The organism is Bacteroidales bacterium (assembly GCA_035299085.1).
GTDB lineage: Bacteria > Bacteroidota > Bacteroidia > Bacteroidales > UBA10428 > UBA5072.
Genome location: DATGXG010000053.1, coordinates 18116 through 41997 on the forward strand (window position 1 = coordinate 18116; position 23882 = coordinate 41997).

Sequence of the window (23882 nt, forward strand, 5' to 3'; positions counted from 1 at the left end):
CCTTTTTAAACCACGTTTCAATTCTACTGCGCTTCAAAAGTGCAGGTATTATTAATAAAGTCAATGGTTACGTCATATGTTCCTGCTGCCAGACTTTGATCGTCGGTAATGTTATCACCTTTGAAAACCATAGATGTAAATGATCCTCCAAAGTATGCATCCCAGTTGTCCTTATATGGGTAAATTTTGATACCCCATGAAGAGGCTGTGGTTATGGTTGCCGTTCCTTTATATACACCGGCGGATGTTTTATCCAGGACAACCGTGGAAAAGTCCCAGATGTCATTCAGCCCGCCTATGTATATTTTTTCGCCAAGCAATGCATATCTCTGGCCGATAATGTCTGCCACGAGGTCATATGACCCGGCAACAACACCCGCATCATCTGTAATTCCTGATCCGCCGAATATAAGCGTCCCATCAGCGCCACCGTAAAAATCATCCCAGCCTCCATTAAGGTATAATTTGAAGCCCCATTGAGAAGCAGCCCCAATCGTTACCGGTTTGGTGTATACCCCTGTAACATTTGATGCATCCATGGTAGTCATATTCCAGTCATCGTTAAAACCGGCATAACTTAAACTGGTTATAGCAGTGTGACTGTATGTGAGATTTTTAAGATCAGCCTTTATCAGGTAGAAACCGGCTGCAGGTGCTGCAATGTTTGAGCCGCTCTTGAATGAAAGGACTCCATTGCTTGCCATTTTGTAAACATTTTCCCAGTCGCCCGAGATTAAACCCATTTGGTAACCCCATAGTGAATTAACCTGCACGGCTCCCGCGAAAGTTGAATCATCTTCGCTCAACAGTGTGAGATAATTATCAAAGGTCCAGCTGCCTGAGATTCCATCGTCAATACCGGGTAAATACAGGTATTTGCTGATAGGTTCAACAACAACCGTTTTTCCCGGTTTGAGTTGGAATTTCAATTGCCGGGGATCTGCCAGGAAGAAAGTAAGTGTATAGTCACCCGCTTCAGGTACCGTAATATTTCCGGCAGACGAACTGTTCCATTCAAACGTAAGCGAGCTGTCGGTTTGAGGAACAAAGCCAATGCTCTTTGTTATGGCAGCTGCATCGTCTGTACTTGTGGATGCATTGTAAAGTTTAGCATCGATTCCTGAAACTTTAATGGTTGCATTATTCCCTGTAGTGGTAAATGAGGCATACCATTTAACAGCCTGCCTGTCAAAGGTCATTGCCATGGTTATATCACCGGTAATTTCTAATGATGGAATGTAAGTTGCAGTCCATTGTTCATCCGTAATACTCAAAGTTGTATAGTAACAGCCTCCAAGTCCCGGATACCAGAAGTTCCATTTTGATTCATCGTTCGCAATTCTGAAAGCATTACCATCAATACCCAGGTTGCCCCATTCGGTGCCGTCTCCTTCAAGCAGGTACCAGTTAAACCATGATGTAACACCTGTGAATCCGCTATATTCACCGTTGCTTTCAGGTGAATATAGTCTGAAGCCCGTATCCTCATGATCGGCATTCAGAATAAATCCCAGGCTCATGTCAATTGAAAAGCAGGTAACATCCACCATCACAGTATTGCTGTATTTGGGCTCCGTATTGGTTCCCAAAGCGGTATTTATCCTGAAATACATGGGAGAACTCACCCCGGCTGTAAATCCAAGATTTTTCGCCAGAGTATTCAATGAAGCCCCGGTAAAAGCATACGTGTTACCCTGTGGTGAAAGGGTGATGGAGTTTTCGAAATCATTTGCGGCTGATACTTCAATAATTTCATAAGGTACTGATGCCGGAATGCCGATGTTTTCATCACTGACACTGAGATCAGACTTACTCCAGCTAAGAGCCAGTACCTGTGAGCCGTTATTGTCCTTTGTCAATATTACTTCGCTTTCGCTTGCCTGAAGGTCAGATGAATCAAGTCCGAATACTTTCAGGAACAGGCCATCCTTTTCACAGGCAGTGAAAATGGCGAGACTGCAAATGGCTATTATAAAGATTTTTGTTTTCATAAATCTGTTTTTTTAAGCATGGCGATTTTTAATAGTTCTCATTTGAAAGATTCGGATTCGCCGATATTTCAGTGGCCGGAATGGGATAAATATTGTATTTGGCGTTAACGGCTATACCGTCTTTTGCGCCGCCCTTCCATTGCCACAAGTAATTATCACCGGTAAAGCAGCCGAACCGGATAAGGTCGGTACGGCGAACGCATTCCCAGTAAAGTTCTCGTCCTCTTTCATCCAGGAAAAATTTGAAAGGGATATTATCAGCTGTTGCAGTCAGATCAGCCTCACTCACTGCTGCGGCATTTCTGTGATCACGAACCGAATTCACATAATCTACGGCCGTTGACAGGTTAGTATTGGAACGTACGGCAGCCTCAGCATACATTAGATATGCATCTGCCAGCCGGAACATAGGAAAGTCTGTATCCACGCCATTGGAAGAAGTGTTGGAAGCTACTTGTCCGTTATCATTACGGTTGCTCCATTTTACTGTAAAATAGCCCCCCGAACGGTCTGTAACGCCATTATCCATGTATTGTGACTGACCATCGGTGTAAAACATGGCACGGTCGTCATTATTCATATCGAAAAGGGCAGTGAGTTCACCGCGAACACGGAACATACTCCATGCACTCGCACAACCTACTGAATCCGGTGCCGGTCCGTTGTCGGTATCTACCTCGCCGCATACAAGATAAGTTGTTGCACCCCATGTTACAACATTTGTACTGCTCACCACCAGCGGGAAGATGATCTCATGACCGGTTCCAACCCTCAGGTGGTTATCGGCATTGAACATCGAGGCATAGTCATCTTCAAGAACGTATCCTTCATCAATTACCTTCTGGCTGTATGTCATACAATCGGTATAATGATCACCGGCTTCATATGTCACAGCATTCAGGTACAGCCGGGCAAGCAGCATCCAGGCAGCCGCACGCGGAGCCCTTCCGTAAATACTGCTGGCGCCGTCGAGCATATCATTGCTGCAATCCAGAAGCTCAGATTCAATGAAACCAAAAATCCGGTCTGATGTCCATTCCTCCGGAAGTATTGAACTGCCAATGATCTTTTCATCTGCATACGGAATATCATGGAACAGATCAAGTGCATGGTAATAAGCCAGGGCACGCAGAAAGCGGGCTTCTGCCCTGAACACTTTTATTTCAGTCTGCTGTTCTGCTGTAAAGCCAGAGATGGCCTGATCGCTGCAATGTTTTAAAAATTCGTTGCAAAGCGAAATCGTATAATAACAACGGTAATACATATCTGCTACCCATGGATCATTTGCGTCCCAGGTAAGATAGGTCAGGTTGGCAATATTATCGCCTTCTATCCAGGTGGATCCAATTTCTTCGGTGCCTGCTTCCTGCATATTGAAATAACATCGCATGTAATCATAACCATTGTTACTGCTTAGATCGGGGTCGCCACCTCCTTCGGCCTGGCCGGCTGTTACAAGTGAAGCATAACATTTGGCAAGTGCTTTTACATAATTACCCGGATCGGAATAAACCGACACTGAAGTCTCTTCAATGGCCGGATACTGGTTGAGGTCATCTGTGCATGACAGCATCAGGAGAGGCAAAAATATGGCTGTATATATTAGCTTTTTCATCTTGTACATTTTAATAATTAGAATTCCAAACCTATACTGAGCGAAAAAATGCGAGGCCTGGGATAAAAGGAATTATCCATACCCACTGGAAGTTCCGGATCTACACCTTTGTATTTTGTGATTGTAAATACATTATGTATCATACCGGTGAGGTTCAGGTTGAAATTTTTAGCGATTTTTCCCACGTTATAACCAATAGTCAGATTGTCCATCTTCATGAACGAAGCGTTTTCCACATAGTAGTCCGAAAGATATTGCCTGCTCCGGAAACCGGTTTTAAGGTAACTTTTGTTCAGATTGTTAAGCTGGTACGAATTGTACGACATGGTGCCCAGCGCTCCTGTGTTCATCGACATACCATTGTATACATAGTTGCCGATATTTGCCCTGAAATTGGCACCGGCATTCCATTTTTTATACCTTATCGAAGTGCTGAAACCAAGAATGTAATCGGGGGCTGGTGAATGATAACGGTATAAATCCTCCGAGTTAATTTCACCGTCGTTGCTGATATCGGCATAGGCACCTTCAACAGGTTTGCCGGATTCATCATACAACTGGTGATATACGTAAAACATATAGGGAGCGTATCCTTCGGTAAGAACCTGGAAATAATAGCTGTCGATAGTAGGTCCTACCGAGGTATTCGTGATTTCAGCCCCTTTTATAATGGACAGGTTTTTAATTGTCTGTTTCTGCCAGGATGCGTTGAATGTAAGATTCCATGTCCAATCCCCATTGTCCACCGGCGTGGCGTTCAGCGTGACTTCAACACCTTTACTGTCGACATTGCCGACGTTGGTGAGGATATTCTTTTCGAAATTTGTGCCTGCGGGAGAAGGCACGGTGGCAAGCAGATCCTCGGTTTTGCGTGTGTAATATTCAACCGAACCGGAAATCCTGTCCTTAAAAATTCCGAAATCGACACCGTAATTGAATGCTTTGGTAGTTTCCCATTTAAGATCCGCCACATATTCTTCGGGCCTGTAAGTATTAATTATATCATTGCCGAAAATGTACTGAGCGCCTGTCTGGCTTAGCGTATATATCGGAAGATAGTTGTAGTTCCCGATTCCTTCCTGCTGACCGGTAACACCATAGCTTGCACGCAACTTAAGATTGCTGAGCCAGTCAAAATTATCAAGGAAGCTTTCCTCTGAAATTCTCCATGCCAGGGCCACTGATGGGAATGTACCCCAACGTTCATCCGGGCTGAATCGGGAAGTACCATCACGCCTTATAGTGGCAGTCAGCATATATTTTGAAGCCAGGCTGTAATTCAGGCGGCCGTAATAAGAAATCAGCACATGCCGCTGATCGGTGGGAGCAGACGTATTCTGTATCTCTCCAGCCAGGTTTGACTCTTCAAAAAACGGGGTTGTGCTCTTCCAGTATTGGTAATCGTAACCCAATGTTGCATCCACTGTGCTGTTAATTGCGGATATACTTTTATTATAATTGAAGTATGCGGTCAGAAGCTTGTTTTCTTTCTTCTGGGGGCCATAACTGTAGTCGCGTCCGCCTGAAAGATAATACTGTGCAGCCGTTGCCGGGACATAAACATTGCCGCTTCCTTCGGCATAATCATATCCCAGAGCACCATGGAATTTTAGCTCAGGCAGAAAATTCACTTTGTAATCCACATCAACGTTGCTGACTATCCTGTTGACGTCACTTTCAGATTTATATTGTTTTATCAGGCCAAGTGGATTGAGCACAGCGGAAGTGACAGGAATTCCGGTTCCGTCAATAGCTTCGGTATAACCTCCGAATTCTGTATTTCCCGAATAAACCGGCAGGGTCGGATTAAATGTAGTTGCCGCCCACATGGCACCACCGTTGGCAAACTGGTTTTTATTGAGTGAACCTTTGACACCTGCCGTAATTTTGAGCATATCTTTAAAGAAGGAAGGAGACAGCGAAAGATTTCCGGTTAACCTTTTCGAATCGTCGGTTTTTACAATCCCATCCTGCTGGTAATATCCCAAAGAAATCCTGTAAGGAATTTTCTTTAATGAACCGGAAAAGCTCAGATTATTATCGGTACCGAAAGCCAGTCGATAAACTTCATCATTCCAGTTTGTACTGGCATCTGCAAGCAGGCCTTTTTGTGCTTCAGTCCCTTCGGATTCAACTACATTCCTGAACTCACTAATGCTGAGCATATCGGCCAGCTTTGTTTTAGTCTGCAAAGAATTAGTCGTGCTGAACGAGATCTTCATTTTACCGGCTGCTGCCTTTTTGGTGGTAATAATGATAACGCCGTTTGATGCCCTCGATCCATATATAGCGGTTGATGATGCATCTTTTAATACCGTTATGCTTTCGATATCATTCGGATTGATAAGACTGAGGAAATTGTTGCTGTTACCGCTTATTCCTCCCGGCTCAAGGGGAATGCCGTCCAGAACTATTAAGGGATCGTTGGTGGCATTCAGCGAAGCCCCGCCGCGGATGCGGATAGTACTTCCCGAATTGGGTGAACCGCTGTTCGACATGATCTGCACCCCGGAGATCTTTCCATTGATCAGCTGTTCCGGTGAACTGATAATTCCTTTATTAAAATCCTTCGTAGTCACATTCGAAACCGATCCTGTAAGATCACCTTTGCGTTGCGTGCCATAACCAATCACAACCACTTCATCGAGCTCCTCTACTTTGGATTTCATCTGGAATGTAATGCTGTTACCGGCAGGAATGGGAATAACCGCAGTTTCATAACCGATAAATGAAACCCTCAGGTTGTTTTTATCTTCCGGCACCTTTAACAGGAACTTCCCGCTTATATCGGTTGTTGTGGCAACCGAAGATTCAAGCACAAGAACACTTACACCAACCATGGGCTCATTGTTCTCATCGGTTATTGTTCCGGTAACAGTCCGCTCTTTTATTTGCTGGGCCGGTACCGGGACTGTCGGAATTAACAGCAGGCACAATATGAGTGATATTGTGACATACCGAAGGTTAAGTTTAAATTTCATAGTTTTCATAATTAGTAAGTAGTACTAAGTTTTTATTTCAGAGATTATTGCGATCATTCAAGCCAGATCTTTTCAATCAACAGATCAGCCCTGTTTTGTTGTCCTTGTCTGAGCGTAATTTGAAGCATTTCAACCATCCGCCTGTCAAATGGTGAATCACTGTATTTTATTCTTAAGGGTAAGAAATCGGGATACGGTCGCGGTAATATCAAACAGGATCCTTCAGTTAAGGATTCTATTGGTAGCCGGCAAACCGTATCCCCGGGTTCTATTGTTAATGCTGCGGTCACAACAGACCCGTTCTTGTCAATTAACCCCAACTCAACCGGTTGTTTAGTATTCAAATGGTTGGTTACTTTAAGTGCAAGTGATTTTATATTTAGTAATTCAAGCATTCTTCCTTTGATTTTATCCCCAAAGTAATACTTGAACGACCAGGATTGCTCTGTGCTATCGAGTGGATTTTGATGAGGAAAAGCAGCGAAATTCACTTTCAATACAGTTCCGGAACCGTCAGGCACCAGGTTGACATTATTGTCCCATATTTTCCACGAATAGTCCCAGTCGCGATCCGCATTCCAAAGCATTAAAGGCGAGCCGGCCGGGATGAATCCGATTCGCCAGGTACCTGAATTCCTGTTTTCCCAGTTAAAGGGTGAACCCTTAACTGGTCCGGGAAAGACAGTAGTATCCTTCTCATCATAAATAACTATCCGGTAATCCAGAAAACCCTGATCGGTAAATTCTGCAGGTAATTCAACACGGAACCTGCCATTGCCTTCACATGCAGCTGTAAGTGTTTTCCAGTGCCGGTTACCCGTAATCAGAACTTCTGCCTTTTCAATGTTTGACGTAGATACCGCATTAAATTCAAGTACAAATGGTTTTCCTGCGGATGCTTCAGCAGGAGCATGGTTCCAAATCACCTTCCTGTCAAGGTTTGTGGCCGGAGCAATATATTCAGAAATATCTATATTCTTATATTTGGTATTGGGAGTAATAGCATTTGAATTTCCGGATTTTAAAATGTAGACGCCCGGTACTGCATCAAATTTACCTTTGCTGACCGGGGATGTAAAGGTATTTCCCTGATTCAATGGTTCCATTTTAAATTCGCTTCCAAGATCAGGCAAATCTATCACCATGGTTTGCCTGGAATGGATAACCGCCGCTTTCTGAATCTTCGGGCTAACAGGGCTATAAGGATCATTGATCCAAAAGGCATCGGGCATGATTTCAAGTCTCCATACCCCTTCATCCAGCTTATCAAGAAAGTATGCACCTGTACCTGTATATCTTACCAGCGGTGAAGAACCCCATCCTGCAATCTCTTTCAGTTCTTTTGGTTCAGGCGGAGCTAAAGTTGTATTGTTTGAGTAGAAAAACTTTTCGTTTGATATCCAAAGGGCAAGATCGTCAGTGTAACTCACTTTCAGTGATGCAGAAGCCTCCTGGTAGAGAGCCTGACTGTGAAAAACAGCGGAAGCAATTTTCAGGCTGATTGCTTTTTGCGGTGTATAGGCAAGATTCATAAAGTGAGTGCCGTAATTGGTGTTCCACGGGGCCCAGCACATGGCATCATAGGCAAACTGGGCTGCCAGCTGCATACCGGTTTTCCGGAATGTGGATGCCATTGCCGGATACATGTAATTTCCTGCCGCATCCGCTGCGTCAAATTCATATACAATTTTTGCCATCTTCCTGAATTTCGGATCGCCTGCAAAAGGGATCGGATAAGAAGCCACATTTGGAAGAAAATTACCGTCAATCTGATGATTGGCAACAAGGTTAGTTGGATACCATTGAAAAGTTCCTCCCTGGATATCGGCATTTAAATATGCATCTGCCAGATGAACACTATGGCTCATATTATAAAACACCGGTTTTGAGCAACCTGAATTACGGATTGCTGATACCATAGTATTAATAAAGCCGGTTACGTTTTGAGACAAGCCATTGTGATGTGGTTCATTGCATACCTCAAATCCTATCACACTGGGATCGTCCTTATAGTTTTTGCCGGTATAGCGGTTAACATGGCTGATAAACTGATTCAGATAATTGGCCTGGGCACGTATTGCATCAGGATTGGTCAGGCACGCATTTTTTCCGTATTTTGCTGAAAAGCCTTGTGTTTTTTCGTCATTTTCAGGCCAGCCGTTACCCCACCAGGCAATGGGTGTAATAATGAAATGCATGCCACGGCGCTCCATTTCATTAATCATGTAATCGAATAATCTCAGATGCTCATTGTTGATCAGGTTACCCAATGAGTCACTGATCTCCGTATCAAACACATGAACCCTATAAAAATCAAGATCCAGCCGGGCCATGTGATATATATCCTGCCTGATTGCTTCCTCCGGTGAAGTTGCCGAACGAAGAGCCATTCTGTATTCATGTGCAAAAGGAAGGGTATAATTCACGCCAAAGCCATGCAGTTCTGAATGATCTTTTGTCCATCGCATAACTCCATACCGGTCCACATAGACCTGGTCGGTTGTTTTCTGTGCCTTCAACACGACCGGTGCCGTAAAGATAAAGGCAATCAATATTAAAAAAATAATCGCACGCATCATGTTTTAATTACTATATGAAATTGGAAGAATTCCAAAATCCGGAGCGGTTTAAATTTGACGTTGCATGGCACAAAATGGACAACTTTAACAGGTTCTGGACAAAATTCAAAACAAAATGGACAACCACTGCTAAAGACTGCCAAAAAAGTAGGTATACCCGCTAAAACGTATAAATTTGCTTGCTTACACGGGTTATGTCATCTATATTTCATATCAGGATAAGGCATTTTGTTTCCTTCCTTTTAATGTGCTTGTTGGTAGTCAATCAAGCCAAGGGGCATGGACTGACTTTCCATGAATTCAAATCGCTGGATCACCGTATTGGAATGAATGCCGGGGCGGTTTATTGTTTTATCCAGGATAACCAGGGACTGATCTGGCTTGGAACAGACAGGGGATTATTCAGCTTTGACGGTTATTCAGCCCGAAAACATATTGCTTCATCATCTATTGCGAAAGATAACGGAGGCGTGATCTACTGCGCTGAAAAGGTCGACTCTGCGCATATATGGCTGGGTGCGGATAACGGACTTCTTGTTTTTAACACATATACCGACCAGTTTGAAAAAGCGCCTGCCGGATTGCCAATGAATATAAGAGCTATTGAACGCATTGACGACCGGTCGTTCTGGATTGGCAGTATAAACGGTTTATACAGGTATGATGTCAGGTCGAATCGCTGTGAAAAAATAACCGACAGGCTTCCGCACCAAGCTGTCTATTCTATTCTGAGATATGATGAGAATACATTTTATTTTGGAACCTATAATGGTTTATGCAAATATGATAACCGTACATCCAGGTTTACCACTATACCGATTGGAGATCCAGGGAGATCGTCTAATCAGCTCATACTATCTATGTTACCCGACTATAAAAGAAATTGCCTGTGGATTGGAGTTGAAGGAGGGTTATATTCTTTTGATCCTTCCGGTATTAAACCCCGGAAGGTTTTATTTCATGGTAATTCGGTTAAATCGCTTATGCTTGACAATATGGATTGCCTGTGGGCCGGAACTGACAACGGGCTTTTCATTTATGAACCATCTACGGGCAAACACCGGCTTATCCGGCATGACGCCTCAAACGACAAATCGCTTATAAACAATGTGATATGGACCGTTTTTACCGACAGGGAACAAAACATCTGGATAGGTACGGATGCAGGTGCCTCCTTATTCATGTATAATGATCAATTCAGAATAAACCCTGTAAGTGAATTAACAGGTTCAAACGAGGGTGATTATATCATTTCACTCCTTCAGGATTCAAAAGGCAATTTATGGCTTGGCGGCACTAACGGCTTGATCCATGTTGATAAACAGAAAAACAGAACTGCATGGTACCAGCAGAATAGTAAAAAATACGCAATACCTCATAATAAAGTACGCCATATATTCGAAGATGCCGATGGAGATATATGGATTGCTACAGACGGAAGTGTTTGCAGGTTTGATGAAAAAACAGCGCAGTTTGTCAGGTACCAGATTGAGGATTCAACAGGCTCAAGGAATGCAAACTGGTCATACGCCATTGCCCAGGATGAAACCAGGAAGTTATGGATTGCCACCTGCCTGGGTGGAATTTTTGTGGTTGATAAGCAGAGCTTACTGGCTTCTTCAGGCAAAAGATATATTGCAGAACGCAATTATTATTCAGGTAACCAGGAAAAGGGATTGTCAGGAAACATGATTCAGTTCCTTTCTTTTGACAGGGACCTTAACATATGGGCCGGGACATACAGGGCAGGAATTAACAAGATTAACAGGCTAAGCCAGCAAATAACATGGTTTACGGCCCAACCCGGCGAATATCATTTACCTTCTGATGATGTGACAGCGATGCTAACCGACAGAGATAAGTACCTGTGGATTGCCCTGCGTGATCAGGTTATCAGGCTTGACCCCCACAATAACAGCAGAAGAATAATTACCGATCCCCGTCTCAATGATGCTTATATTCATGCTATGGCTGATGACGGCCAACGAATCTGGCTCGGACTTTCATCCGGGTTATTCTTTATTGACAAGCGGACTTTGCATATCGGCCAGCTTGATCTGGCAGGCAATTACTATTCCTCATTGTATTATGACAAGGCCAACAATATCATTATTGCAGGAGGTATTAATGAATATGCAGAATTTAACCCTGAAACAATATTAAATAATAACCGCGAAAACAACCTGTATATTACGTCGATGTGGATCAATGACAGGCTGGTTCAGAATAATTCCGGTAATGATTTTCCCCGTTTGACGAATAGTATCCGTTTTACCCGGCAGGTGAGGCTTCTCCATCAAATGAACAATCTGTCATTCGAAGTATCGGAGTTAAGCTACAACCGGCAACAGAATGTTCAGTATGCATACAGGTTAAGCGAATCAGAGTCGGAATGGCACTATACCCCCAGAGGAAGCAACCGCATTACATATAATAACCTGGTTCCGGGTGAATACATGCTGGAGGTTTCAGGGATCGGAAGTGACGGAAATCCTCTACCCGACCCTCCTTTTATGGCAATAACTATTCTTCAGCCCTGGTTTCTTACCTGGCCCCTTAAAACGGTTTATGTTTTAGTGATAATTATTCTCATCGCAGCGTCAATTAATTATTACAGGGTCTTAAGCCGCCTGAGATATGAGCGGATTGAGAAATCAAAGACAATGGAACTTACTGCTCATAAGATTGATTTTTTAACCAATATATCCCACGAACTCAAAACGCCTTTAAGTCTCATCATCGGTCCCCTTGAAAATATTATTGACCAGGTAAAGCAGGTTACAATAAAGGAACAGCTCAGCGATGTAAGACATAATGCAATAAAAATGGGTACTCTTATTCATCAGCTGATGGAAGCAAGCAGGCAGGAATTTGACGGATTTGGCCTTATTGTTTCAAGGACTGACCTGATTCCGTTCATTGAAAGTGTCATATCCGTTTACAAAAAAACGCTTGAGGATCGGTCGGTTAGAATACAGCTGGTAACCGACCTTCCATCTGTATATATTGAAGTAGATGTTATGAAGCTGGAAGTAATCCTCAATAACATCCTGTCGAATGCCGTAAAATTTGCCCCGGATAATTCCGATATCACTGTAAATATGGTGAACAATGGCGAAAAGATTATCATATCCGTTGAAGATAAAGGGCCGGGTATTGAAGCCAGGGACCTTCCGCATATATTCGAAAGATTCTACAAATCGCATAATCACCATCACCGGAATATCGACGGTTCCGGTGTGGGATTATCTATTGTAAAAGAATATGTTCAATTACACAGGGGAACGGTAACTGTTTTTTCTGATGGAATGTCAGGCACCCGGGTGGACGTTGAACTTCCGGTAAGGCAGATGGTTGGCGATTCAGCAGCCAGGGAAACTTTAATGCGTGCCGTACCGGATAAACCGGGTTTTCTTCCTCAGTTGCTGATTGTAGAGGATAATGCCGAAATACTTTCTTTTATTTCAAAAAGCCTCTCAAACCAATTCAGATGCATTACGGCACAGAATGGTAAGCAGGGACTGGAGGCTGCTCAAACGAATCTGCCAGATATAATAGTTACCGATATCATGATGCCGGTAATGGATGGCATTGAAATGTGCCGGAGGCTCAGGGAAAATGTTGTCACATCAATGATTCCTGTTGTAATGCTTACTGCAAGAGATGATAAAAACACTGAAATAATGGGATACCGTACCGGCGTGGATGCTTTTATTGCAAAGCCATTTGAGATCGGTTACCTGAGTGACAGGCTTCATCATCTGCTCATGGGACGCAACCACCTGGTGAAGAAAGCAAGACAGGAAGCTATTCTTAAGCCAAAGGAACAGGATGTAATATCAACAGATGAAAAATTGCTTTCTGTCATTACCCAGATCATTGAAAAAGAGATCACTAATCCGGATCTGAACGTTCAGGTCCTTGCTGAAAAATCAGGATACAGTTCAAAGCACCTGTACAGAAGAATCAAATTACTGACGGGTCAGACAGTGGTTGATTACATACGCAGCGTAAGGTTGAAAACAGCAGCGATGCTTCTTTCACAGAAGCGATTCACTGTTGCTGAAGTGATGTATATGGTAGGATTCACAAACCACTCTTATTTTTCAAAGCGCTTCCAGGAAAAATTCGGAAAATCGCCGAGGGAGTATGTTGAAAACTGTTGAAACGGGTTTCAATTCTCAGAACGGCACTTCGTCGGAATAATCCGGAGCACCGATGTCATTTTTACTGAAACCGTCGCCGATAATATTTTTATTCATTTTTGAACCCCTTGTGACTGCAACCGGCGCACCGGCATCCACTTCCTCAAGCGGTGAAAGGTATGTTTCCTCAAGTTCAACAAACTTGGCAAATTCATCCTTGAATTTCAGGTAAACATCACCTATGGGACCATTCCTGTGTTTTGCAAGAATTATTTCGGCAATACCGCGAAGTGAATTGCCGTTTTCGTCCTCCATCAGCCCGTATTTTTCAGGACGGTGAATGAACATTACCATATCGGCATCCTGCTCGATAGCACCCGACTCACGAAGGTCAGACAGCTGGGGCCTTTTTGAACCGGAACGGATTTCAACAGAACGGTTAAGCTGAGACAGGGCAATTACAGGTATATTGAGTTCCTTGGCAATACCTTTAAGCGAACGGGAAATAGTACTTACCTCCTGCTCGCGGTTTCCCCTTGTATCGGGTGTTCCGGTCATCAGCTGAAGATAATCTATGATAAGGATATCCACATTGTGTTGCCGTTTCAACCGCCGGGCTTTGGCCCTGAGCTCGAAGACGGATATGGCGGGAGTGTCGTCGATAAAAATCGGCGCATCTACAAGCTTCTTGATCTTATAATCGAGCTGCTCCCATTCGAAGTCGGCCAGCTTCCCGTTCCTGATTCTGTTTGAAGGAAGCTCTGTTTCGGCCACGATGAGACGGTTGACAAGCTGTAAAGAAGCCATTTCAAGAGAAAAAATGGCAACTGCACGATTATGCTCAACAGCCATATTGCGTGCCATCGAAAGAACGAAAGCCGTTTTACCCATTGAAGGACGGGCGGCTACAATCACCAGGTCGGAATTCTGCCATCCGTTTGTCATCCTGTCGAGTTTGGTGAACCCCGAAGGAATGCCGATGAGGCTGTCTGCTCTTTTGCTGGCCTCTTCAATCTGCAGAATGGCTTCCTTTATAAGTACACTTACCTTTTGCGATTCCTTCTTTATGTTACCCTGGGCGATATTAAAAAGCTCGGCTTCCGAAAAGTCAAGCAAATCATCCACATCGGTGCTTTCATCAAACGCCCTGCCCTGAATTTCAGATGAAACGCGGATAAGCTCCCGCTGAATATGCTTCTGGGCAACGATCCTCGCGTGGAATTCAACATGTGCAGCTGACGCCACACGGCTTGTAAGCTGGGTAATATATACAGGCCCTCCTACTTCATCAAGTTGTTTCTTTTTCCGGAGTTCTTCAGTAACCGTGAGAAGGTCGATTGCCCTGTTGCTTGAAGTCAGGTCAACTATAGCCTGGAATATTTTCTGATGTTCCTCTTTATAGAAACTTTCCGGTTTCAGAATATCGATAATCTGAAGGATAGCATCTTTCTCAAGCATTACGGCTCCGAGAACGGCTTCTTCAAGATCAGGCGCCTGCGGTGGAATTTTTCCGAGTTCCATTGCAACGGGATTCACTGACGGAGTGTGCGTTGGTCTTTTCTGTGCCATCATTCCTTACTTTAATTCTTCTCTTCCTTCAATATTCCGCCAAAATTAGGGAAGTGGCGCATGATAAACCGTTCCCTACGGCTGACTTTTTAAACAGGTTACAAACCTTGATTTGTTGATAAAATAATAAACGAAAAAACAGGTTAAGTTTGCTTTATTTGGTTATATTTTTAAAGTAAATCTGACCGTATGCTTTTCTTTCCAAATGCTAAAATCAACCTGGGCCTCAACATTGTCTCAAAAAGGCCTGATGGCTTTCATAATATAGAAACCATTTTCTGCCCTGTTGAGCTTTCAGATATCCTCGAATTCGTGCCATTAGCAGGGATACCATCAGGACATACAGGTTTTTCAGTTTCAGGAATCGATGTGGATTGTGAACCCGAAAAGAATCTTTGTGTAAAAGCCTACCAGTTGCTGAACAAAGAGTTTACACTTCCGGCAATCGACATTCACCTGCATAAGATCATTCCCCCGGGGGCAGGACTTGGCGGCGGTTCGTCCGACGCGGCTTTTATGCTCAAGAATCTGAATATTTTTTTTGAACTGGGATTAAATGACGATGAACTTTGCCGGTATGCATCCATACTGGGAAGCGACTGTGCCTTCTTCATAAAAAATAAAACGATGCTGGGTTATGAAAGGGGAAATGTTTTCAGCGACATCGGGTATTTTCCCGGAGACCTGAAAATACTTGTCGTTAACCCGGGAATTCATGTCAGCACAGCGGAAGCCTATGCCGGGGTGACTCCACGGAAACCTGAAAAGCCATTAAGCGAATTGATTCAATTGCCGCCTGATGTGTGGAAACGGTATATTAAAAATGATTTCGAAGAATCGATATTTAATAAGCACCCTGAAATAGCCCAACTGAAGCAGAATTTATACGATGCCGGTGCCCTGTATGCTTCCATGTCCGGTTCCGGGTCCTCGGTTTACGGGTTATTCAATGAGTTGCCGGACTTGAAAGGAAGATTTGAGGGGTATTTTGTGTGGGAGGGGAAGTTAGGCTGTTAGGCTATTAGGCTGTTAGGCTATTAGGCTATTAGGCTATTAGGCTATTAGGCTATTAGCGGGACCCTTGGGACTTATGAATTTGACCAAAATATAAAACGCCGTCAGAAATTGACGGCGTTTTTTTTCTTCGATGGTTAATCTGACTAATAGCCTAATAGCCTAAACATGCTAATAGCCTATTCAAATTCTATCATCACCGTTCCCTTGGGAATGCAATCGCCAATTGCGATATTTACGGCCTTGATTTTGCCGGCAAAGGGAGCATAAATCGTATTCATCATTTTCATGGCTTCCAATACCAGCATTTTCTGGTTGGCAGCAACAGAATCACCAGGTTTCACGGTTAATTCGCGAACGGTTCCCGGTATGAATGACTTCACTTTCTTCACGTCAGGCTTAGCCCACGGAGTACGTTTTTCATATTTCCGCGTATAACGGGTCTGATATAAATCACCCATTACGTTAAGCGGCTTCAGCGGAGTTTGTTCCTCCTGTTTCTTTTGTTCTTCTTTCATTGTGCAATCTGTTAAAATGGAGGAATACCATGTTTTTTACGGGGCAGGCTGACATCTTTTTCAACGGAAACCTCAATGGCATGCATTAAAATATTTCTCGTTTCCGACGGTTCAATAACTGAATCAATATAGCCCCTTGAAGCAGCCACATAAGGATTGGCAAATTTATCCTTGTATTCCTGAACCTTTACCTTACGCATTTCATCGGGATTTGGTGCTTCAGTGATTTCTTTTCTGAAGATAATATTGGCAGCACCCTCGGGACCCATTACGGCAATTTCGGCAGTCGGCCATGCAAATACAAAATCAGCACGCAAATGCCTTGAACCCATGGCAATATAACCGCCGCCATATGCTTTCCTGAGAATTACAGTAATTTTCGGAACGGTAGCTTCGCTGTATGCATACAGGATTTTGGCACCGTGGCGGATTACGCCGGCATGCTCCTGGTCGACGCCCGGCAAATAACCCGGCAGGTCAACAAAGGTTATAATGGGAATATTGAATGCATCGCAATAGCGGATGAAGCGTGCAGCCTTGTCTGAAGAGTCCACGTCAAGCACGCCGGCCATAACCAGCGGCTGGTTGCATACAAATCCGCAGGTTTCACCGTTGATCCGGCCGAAACCGATAACCATATTGGCAGCCCAGTTTTCCTGGATTTCAAAGAAATCGGAATTATCAGTGATGGCACGAACCACGTTCCTTACGTCATAAGGAAGTGAGGCGTCATCGGGTACGATCTCCTCAATGCGGAATGTGGATTTCGGAGACTGGGCGTTTAATTTCTGTGCCTTACGATCATTATTTGCCGGAATCAGTGAAAGCAGCTTTTTGATCTGTTCAAAACACTGCTGTTCGGTTTCTGCAAAGAAATGGGCGTTTCCTGTAATTTCGCTGTGAACCCTGGCGCCGCCGAGATCTTCCATCGAAATTTCCTCGCCCAGGACGGTTTTGATAACCTCAGGACCTGTGATAAACATCTTTGAGATATTTTCAACCACAAAAACGTAATCGGTAAGAGCCGGTGAATACACGGCACCGCCTGCACAAGGGCCAAGAATTACAGATATCTGGGGAATAACACCCGAGGACAGCGTGTTCCTGAAAAAGATCTCGCCATAACCGGCAAGTGAATTCACACCTTCCTGGATCCTTGCTCCACCTGAATCATTGATTCCAATGAGAGGTACCTTCATTTTCAAGGCGTGATCCATGATCTTCACAATTTTACGCGAATGCATAAGTCCGAGAGAACCACCGGCAACTGTGAAATCCTGTGCGAATATACAAACCGGTTGACCCGAAATGGTTCCGGTACCAATAACTACGCCATCGCCGTGCAGTACCTTTTTGGCCATGTCAAAGTCCCTGGCTTCGTGCTGCACAAACATATCGTACTCCTGGAAGGAGTCCTTATCAAGCAGGGCATTTATGCGTTCACGGGCAGTCATCTTACCCATGGCCTGCTGCTTTTCAATGGCCTTTTCGCCACCTCCAAGCTGGACCTCTTCACGCTTCTTTTTGAGTTCCTGAATTTGATTTTTAAGTGCCATGATATTTTCTTAGTTAGAAGGGAGCAAATATACTAAGTTGTTTCAAAGTTGTTTCATGTTGTTTCATGTTGTTTCAAAGTTGTTTGAAATCGTTTGAATTGAAATCGTTTGAATTGAAATCGTTTGAATGAAACCGTTAGAATTGAAATCGTTTTCAAACTTCTTTCAAACTCTTTTTCAAACTTCTTTCAAACTCTTTTTCAAACTTCTTTCAAACTCTTTTTCAAACTCTTCTTTCAAACTCTTCTTTCAAACTCTATTCAAACTTCTTTCAAACAGCGAAGCGTGAAACGGCGCAACTACCTCGGTGCGAGCCTGTATAGGAACGCAGCTACGATGGCGAAGACCACATTGGGGATCCATACGGCGATAAACGGGCTTAATGACCCGCCGATGGCAAACTGCGAGGAGAATTGCATGAAGACAATATACGAGAAGCTGATCAGCAGTCCTATTCCTAATTGCATGCCTATTCCTCCCTTAACCTTCTTTGAAGAAACAGAAACGCCTATCAGGGTGAGGATAAACGCGGAGAACGGAAACGAAAATCTCCTGTGCTTTTCAATCAGGTAGGCATCTATATTTTCAGTGCCCTGCATTTTCTGATCCTTGATAAAATGGTTCAACTCACCCAGGTTCATGGCTTCAACCGCGTTGTCGCGCCTACTGAACTCTTTGGGATCAAGGGCGATCGTGGTATCCAGGTATCTTCCCTGGGTGATCTTCTGCGATTCCCCTTCAAATTCGCGATTGTAGTAATTGATGAGACTCCACTTATTTTTGAGGGAATCCCACCTGATTTGATCCGCAAAAAGCTTCGACTGAAGTATCCCGTCCTTGAATTTTTCAATCGTAAACATCTGCCCCTTGTTTTCCTGGTTATCGAACCGTTCCATATAAATAAAAATGCCCGGTTGGATTTGCTTATGGATATCCTTCTCCCTGTAAACCCTTGGCTCACTGTGATAGTAAATGTCCTCGAAAGCCAGCTTCCGGGCATTGGCATGAGGAATCACAAAATTGTTAAGGGCAAAGGCGAATACCATCAGGGCAAAGGCGGAATAGAAATATGGACGCAGCAACCGGTTAAAACTGACCCCACTGCTTAATATGGCGATGATTTCGGTACTATAGGCCATTCTTGAGGTGAAGTAAATCACAGAAACAAAGGTGAATAGTGGGGAAAACAGTACTGCAAAATAAGGTATGAAATTCAGGTAATAGTCGAAAATGATCTTATGCAGGGGAGCTTCTTTATCAAGAAAGTCATCCAGTTTTTCAGACAGGTCGAATATCACGGCAATCAACACGATCAGCCCGATTGTGAAAAAGAAGGTTCCCAGGAATTTTTTTATAATATAGCGGTCTAATATCAGCAGTTGAGGTTTTTTCATAACCGGGTTGTGATTTTTTTTATCATCTCACTTTTCCATGGAGTGAATGTACCTTCTTTTATTTGTTTCCGTGCCTCTTCCATAAGCCAAAGATAGAAACTTAAATTATGAAGGGTAGCAATTTGCGCGCCAAGAATTTCTCCCGAGATGATAAGGTGGCGGAGATAGGCCCTTGAATACTGCTGATCGGCAAAACAGGTACTTTCAGGGTCTATCGGACTGAAATCATCTTTCCACTTGTTGTTGCGCATATTCATCACCCCGTTCCGGGTGAACAGCATGCCATTGCGGGCGTTCCGAGTTGGCATAACACAGTCGAACATATCGATACCCAGCGATATCGATTCAAGAAGGTTAACCGGTGTGCCGACGCCCATTAGGTAGCGAGGCTTATCCTGGGGAAGAATGGCCGTGACAACGGCTGTCATCTCATACATGGTTTGTTCAGGCTCGCCTACTGAAAGTCCCCCAATGGCATACCCGTCAGCCGGATAAGAGGCAATTTCCCGGGCCGAAGCCTCTCGAAGATCTTTGTAAGTGCTTCCCTGCAATATGGGAAAGAACGACTGCGGGTGACCATAAAGCGGCTGTGTTTTGTTGAAATGCTCAAATCCCCGGGCCAGCCATTCGTGTGTGAGGTTAAGCGATTTAAGAGCATCCTTGTGCTCACAGGGATAAGGAGTGCATTCGTCGAGCGCCATCATGATATCGGCACCGATGATCCGCTGGATATCCACTGTTTTTTCAGGTGTGAAAAGGTGGCGTGAGCCGTCAATGTGCGAACTGAAAGTGACTCCGTCATGATTAAGTTTCCGGATCGCTGACAGGGAATAAACCTGGTATCCGCCGCTATCGGTGAGGATGGGCCTGTCCCAGTTCATGAACTTGTGGAGCCCGCCTGCCCGGCTTAAAATTTCAAGTCCCGGCCTTAAATATAAATGGTATGTGTTCCCAAGTATGATCTGTGCTTTCAGATCTTCTGCCAACTCTCGCTGATGAACGGCTTTAACAGTTCCTGCGGTTCCCACCGGCATAAAAACAGGGGTTTCGATTTCACCGTGACCTGTAACGAGCTTACCTGTGCGGGCTCCCGATGCTAAGTCTTTCTGTATTAATTTAAATTCCATGAAATCGCCTGTTTGGCCGCAAATATATAATTTCTTAAAAAGAAAATTATTGGCAAACCGGGTATAAAACCATAAAAACTTTATTACTTTGCCGAAGCAGATTTTTATAAACCGATGTTGGCATTTTCTGATTTATTTTCTGATAACCAAGCCGTTATTGCACTGATAATACTGTTGGTTTCTTTTCTGATTCAACTTTTCTACTACCTTGGGTTCTACCTGAAATTCGTTTTATACACAAAAAATGAAGTTCCGGTTTCCAAAGAACCGGTATCCGTCATTATTTGTGCGCGCAATGAAGCGGATAACCTTGAAACTTACCTTCCGCTGATCCTGGAGCAGGATTATCCGGATTTTGAAGTAATTGTCGTGAACGACTGTTCTACAGATAATACGGAAGATGTGCTGAAGAACCTGGCAAAAAAATATTCCCGTCTCAGAACAACCACAATAAGGGAAGATAAAAAGTTTTCACATGGCAAAAAAATAGCAGTGACGCTTGGTATCAAGGCTGCCAAAAACGACAGGCTTGTTTTTATTGATGGCGACTGCAAACCTGAAAGCAACAAGTGGCTTAGTTCAATGGCCTCACATTTTTCAGAGACTACATCCATCGTTTTGGGTTATGGCGGCTACTTTACTCAGCCCGGGTTTCTGAACCGGTATATACGGTACGACACGATGATGATCGCTCTGCAATACATGAGTTTTGCATTATGGAAGATTCCTTATATGGGTGTGGGACGAAATCTTGCCTATAAGAAATCACTCTTTTATGCCGGAAACGGTTTTTCAAGGCACTTCCACCTGGCATCGGGCGATGATGATCTTTTTGTAAACGAGAATGCCACTGCCATAAACACCGAGATTGAATTTTCACCTGAAAGCCATACCCGCACCGCACCAAAGGAATCTTTTGACAAATGGTTTTTCCAGAAGAAAAGGCATTTCACAACAAACCGCATGTATAAGGCAACGCATAAACTGTTGCTCGGTCTTGAACCTGTCAGCCGGTTACTTTTCTACGCCGGGTTAATTTACCTGTTAATAGTTCCGGGTTATTGGCTCTGGGTTCTTATGCTGTTCGTACTGCGGTTGGCGATTCAGTTGATTGTTATTAAAAAAACTATGGCCAGGTTAAATGAGAAAAATTTATTATTAATTTCGTTGCTGTTTGACCTGATGTCCCTGTTCATTAATTTCGGCCTTCTGGTCACAAGCCGAACGAGACCGTCAAATTATCAATGGAAATAAACCAAAATCTATCGGAAAAAGCTCAGCGCGATTACATGCTTGTTCAGCGCGCAACTGAAGGTGATCAGCGTGCATATGCTGAACTGATGGGCCGATACAGAGATGCTATTTATTATATGCTGCTGAAGATGGTAAACAATGCCAGCGATGCGGAAGATCTTACCATTGAAGCATTCGGAAAGGCCTTCAAGAACATCACACAATACGCGCCTAATTATGCCTTTAGCACATGGCTTTTCAAAATAGCCACAAATAATTGCATCGACTTCATCCGTAAGAAAAAGGCAAGCCATGTATCTCTTGATCACAGCAACGAGGAACATGAAAAAGCCACCAAGGATATACAGGCACCCGTTATGGACCCTGAGGAAAAGCTCATCAACGAGCAAAAGATACACCTCATGCGGTCATTGGTGTCGAAGCTTAAACCGCGGTACAGGAAACTCATTGAATTAAGGTATTTCAATGAACTTTCATATGAAGAAATTGCCGAGGAACTTGAATTACCCATTGGAACCGTAAAAGCCCAGCTTTTCAGGGCAAGGGAACTTCTCTTCAATATTCTCAAGAATACAACCGGTAAAATGTAACAGGTTCATGGAGATCATCGGGAAATACTTCTCGTTATCACCTGAACAGGCCGTTATATTCGAAAAACTCGGTCCGCTTTACACCTTCTGGAATGAACGGATCAATGTAATATCACGTAAGGATATTGAAAATCTTTATGAGCATCATATTCTTCATTCTCTTTCGATAGCGAAAATCATACCGTTCAAACCAGGAACGACCATCCTTGATGCGGGTACAGGAGGCGGTTTTCCGGGAATTCCACTGGCCATACTATTTCCTGGCTGCCGTTTTGTCCTTGCTGATTCAATTAAGAAAAAGATAACCGTAGTAAATGAAATCATCAGGGAAACTGGCATAAAGAACTGTGAAACCCGGAATATGAGGCTCGAAGAAGTGAAGGATAAGGTTGATTTTGTAGTTTGCCGGGCGGTTACAGCACTGCCTGAATTATTGAAACTGGTCAGAAAAAATATTACTGCAGGCGGACAAAATATTTTAAAGAACGGCTTGCTGGCTTTAAAAGGTGGAGAACTCGAAGAAGAACTCAGGCCGGTTAAAGAAAGATCGGTGGTATATAAGTTGAGTGACTATTTTGAAGAGCCGTTCTTTGAGACCAAAAGGATGGTTTATATCCCGTCACGCTGAGCGGTTTACTAGGAGATAATCGTCGGCACTGCCATCACAATCTCCCCGGTCATAACATCCACATATATTTTGTAATAAACCGGACCGGGAATATTGATCTCCCACGTTACCCTTAACATAATGCTTCTTTCGTCCTTAACCGGTACTATCACATTTGTGACTGCACTGCTCTCAAGATCGGATGTTTGAATTGTAACATAGAACGGTTCCCCGGCAATGCTGTAATGGACCACTGTACGGCCATTGAGTAATTCCTTTGCCTTTCCGGCAGGGACAGTGAATGCTTCGGGTATGTTTATAACGGGATACCAGTTCCCAGTGCAACTAAACATCTGCCCGTTGAAAAGATGCATGACAATCCTTGAATGAAGCACTTCCATATCGCCAACAAACTGGTTGACTGATTCAAATGACCAGCCCATGCATGTATCGGATTGCAGGCAATCTGAATTCACATTCCCGGGCAAGTTTTGTAAAGAATCAGAAAGCCCTAAAAGAGCGAAATTTTCCTTTATGAAAATATTGAAAATACGGCTTGCCTTATCTTCATCAATCGCCAGCCGCTTGTCAGGAAACGGGACACTGCGGTTTAAATCGGTTTCTTCGTAACCGCAGAAGCCGAAACTGGTTATACCGGTATACATATAGGGATTGCGTTTGGCATATGCTTCCTGGATTGGTTTAAGCTGAGTTTTATCAATAACCGGGTAAATGGAAGGATAGTCGCCAATTTTTTGCAGCGTATTATCTGCCTTTACAACATTTTTTATCTCCTCAGCAGGATCAGGAATATCTTTCTGGCAAGCAATAATTATAGCAAGAAAAGGGAATATAAGGGCAAAAAGTTTCATTTCAGGTTTATCTATATGATGTATATATAACGATCGGGGTTGCGCACAATTACCTGTTTGTTGAAATAAA

The 23882-nt window shown here is 43.6% G+C and carries 15 protein-coding genes; 5 read left to right on the forward strand and 10 right to left on the reverse strand.

Annotated elements, in window-relative coordinates; all coding sequences use genetic code 11:
- Positions 1-23: 23 nt before the first annotated feature.
- From VK179_18180 to VK179_18195, 4 genes are read right to left on the reverse strand one after another with little or no spacing between them, the layout of a single operon-like run.
- Complete coding sequence (locus tag VK179_18180; GenBank protein HLO60684.1) at positions 24-1991, reverse strand: DUF5114 domain-containing protein; 1968 nt, start codon at positions 1989-1991, stop codon at positions 24-26.
- Between the two features lie 28 nt (positions 1992-2019).
- Complete coding sequence (locus VK179_18185; protein ID HLO60685.1) at positions 2020-3606, reverse strand: RagB/SusD family nutrient uptake outer membrane protein; 1587 nt, start codon at positions 3604-3606, stop codon at positions 2020-2022.
- A 17-nt stretch (positions 3607-3623) separates the two neighbouring features.
- Complete coding sequence (locus VK179_18190) at positions 3624-6587, reverse strand: TonB-dependent receptor (protein ID HLO60686.1); 2964 nt, start codon at positions 6585-6587, stop codon at positions 3624-3626.
- A gap of 53 nt (positions 6588-6640) precedes the next feature.
- Positions 6641-9166 carry a cellulase family glycosylhydrolase gene (locus tag VK179_18195; protein ID HLO60687.1) on the reverse strand — a complete coding sequence of 842 codons (2526 nt, stop codon included), beginning with the start codon at positions 9164-9166 and terminating at the stop codon, positions 6641-6643.
- A 194-nt stretch (positions 9167-9360) separates the two neighbouring features.
- Here VK179_18195 and VK179_18200 point away from each other — a divergent pair, with 194 nt between their 5' ends.
- On the forward strand, positions 9361-13332 hold the full coding sequence (locus VK179_18200; GenBank protein ID HLO60688.1) for a two-component regulator propeller domain-containing protein: 3972 nt from the start codon (positions 9361-9363) through the stop codon (positions 13330-13332).
- A 15-nt stretch (positions 13333-13347) separates the two neighbouring features.
- Here the strand turns inward: VK179_18200 and dnaB are convergent, their stop codons facing one another.
- Entirely contained in the window at positions 13348-14880 is a 1533-nt protein-coding gene (dnaB, locus tag VK179_18205; protein ID HLO60689.1) for a replicative DNA helicase, read from the reverse strand.
- Between the two features lie 189 nt (positions 14881-15069).
- On the opposite strand from dnaB, the gene ispE reads away from it, so the two are divergent.
- Positions 15070-15897 (forward strand): 4-(cytidine 5'-diphospho)-2-C-methyl-D-erythritol kinase, encoded by an 828-nt coding sequence (ispE, locus tag VK179_18210; GenBank protein HLO60690.1) that lies wholly within the window; start codon positions 15070-15072, stop codon positions 15895-15897.
- Between the two features lie 176 nt (positions 15898-16073).
- Here ispE and VK179_18215 read toward each other — a convergent pair whose 3' ends face one another.
- The 4 genes from VK179_18215 to tgt form a co-directional block, all read right to left on the reverse strand.
- Positions 16074-16412, reverse strand: coding sequence for an acetyl-CoA carboxylase biotin carboxyl carrier protein subunit (locus tag VK179_18215; protein HLO60691.1), 339 nt, complete (start codon positions 16410-16412; stop codon positions 16074-16076).
- A gap of 11 nt (positions 16413-16423) precedes the next feature.
- Entirely contained in the window at positions 16424-17968 is a 1545-nt protein-coding gene (locus tag VK179_18220) for an acyl-CoA carboxylase subunit beta (protein ID HLO60692.1), read from the reverse strand.
- Between the two features lie 299 nt (positions 17969-18267).
- Positions 18268-19362, reverse strand: a complete 1095-nt coding sequence (locus VK179_18225) for an LptF/LptG family permease (GenBank protein ID HLO60693.1) — start codon at positions 19360-19362, stop codon at positions 18268-18270.
- Positions 19359-20489 carry a tRNA guanosine(34) transglycosylase Tgt gene (tgt, locus tag VK179_18230; protein HLO60694.1) on the reverse strand — a complete coding sequence of 377 codons (1131 nt, stop codon included), beginning with the start codon at positions 20487-20489 and terminating at the stop codon, positions 19359-19361. Before tgt ends, VK179_18225 begins: the two co-directional genes overlap by 4 nt.
- A 114-nt stretch (positions 20490-20603) precedes the next feature.
- On the opposite strand from tgt, the gene VK179_18235 reads away from it, so the two are divergent.
- Genes VK179_18235 through rsmG form a run of 3 tightly spaced genes read left to right on the forward strand, consistent with a single transcriptional unit; the run spans position 20604 to position 22961 of the window.
- Complete coding sequence (locus tag VK179_18235) at positions 20604-21743, forward strand: glycosyltransferase (GenBank protein HLO60695.1); 1140 nt, start codon at positions 20604-20606, stop codon at positions 21741-21743.
- A complete protein-coding gene (locus VK179_18240) occupies positions 21734-22333 on the forward strand; it encodes a sigma-70 family RNA polymerase sigma factor (GenBank protein HLO60696.1) in 600 nt (199 codons plus the stop codon). Before VK179_18235 ends, VK179_18240 begins: the two co-directional genes overlap by 10 nt.
- A 7-nt stretch (positions 22334-22340) precedes the next feature.
- Positions 22341-22961: a 16S rRNA (guanine(527)-N(7))-methyltransferase RsmG gene (gene rsmG / locus VK179_18245; protein HLO60697.1), complete on the forward strand. Its 621-nt coding sequence runs from the start codon at positions 22341-22343 to the stop codon at positions 22959-22961.
- Between the two features lie 8 nt (positions 22962-22969).
- On the opposite strand, the gene VK179_18250 is transcribed toward rsmG, so the two are convergent.
- Positions 22970-23812, reverse strand: a complete 843-nt coding sequence (locus VK179_18250; GenBank protein ID HLO60698.1) for a hypothetical protein — start codon at positions 23810-23812, stop codon at positions 22970-22972.
- Positions 23813-23882 lie beyond the last annotated feature (70 nt).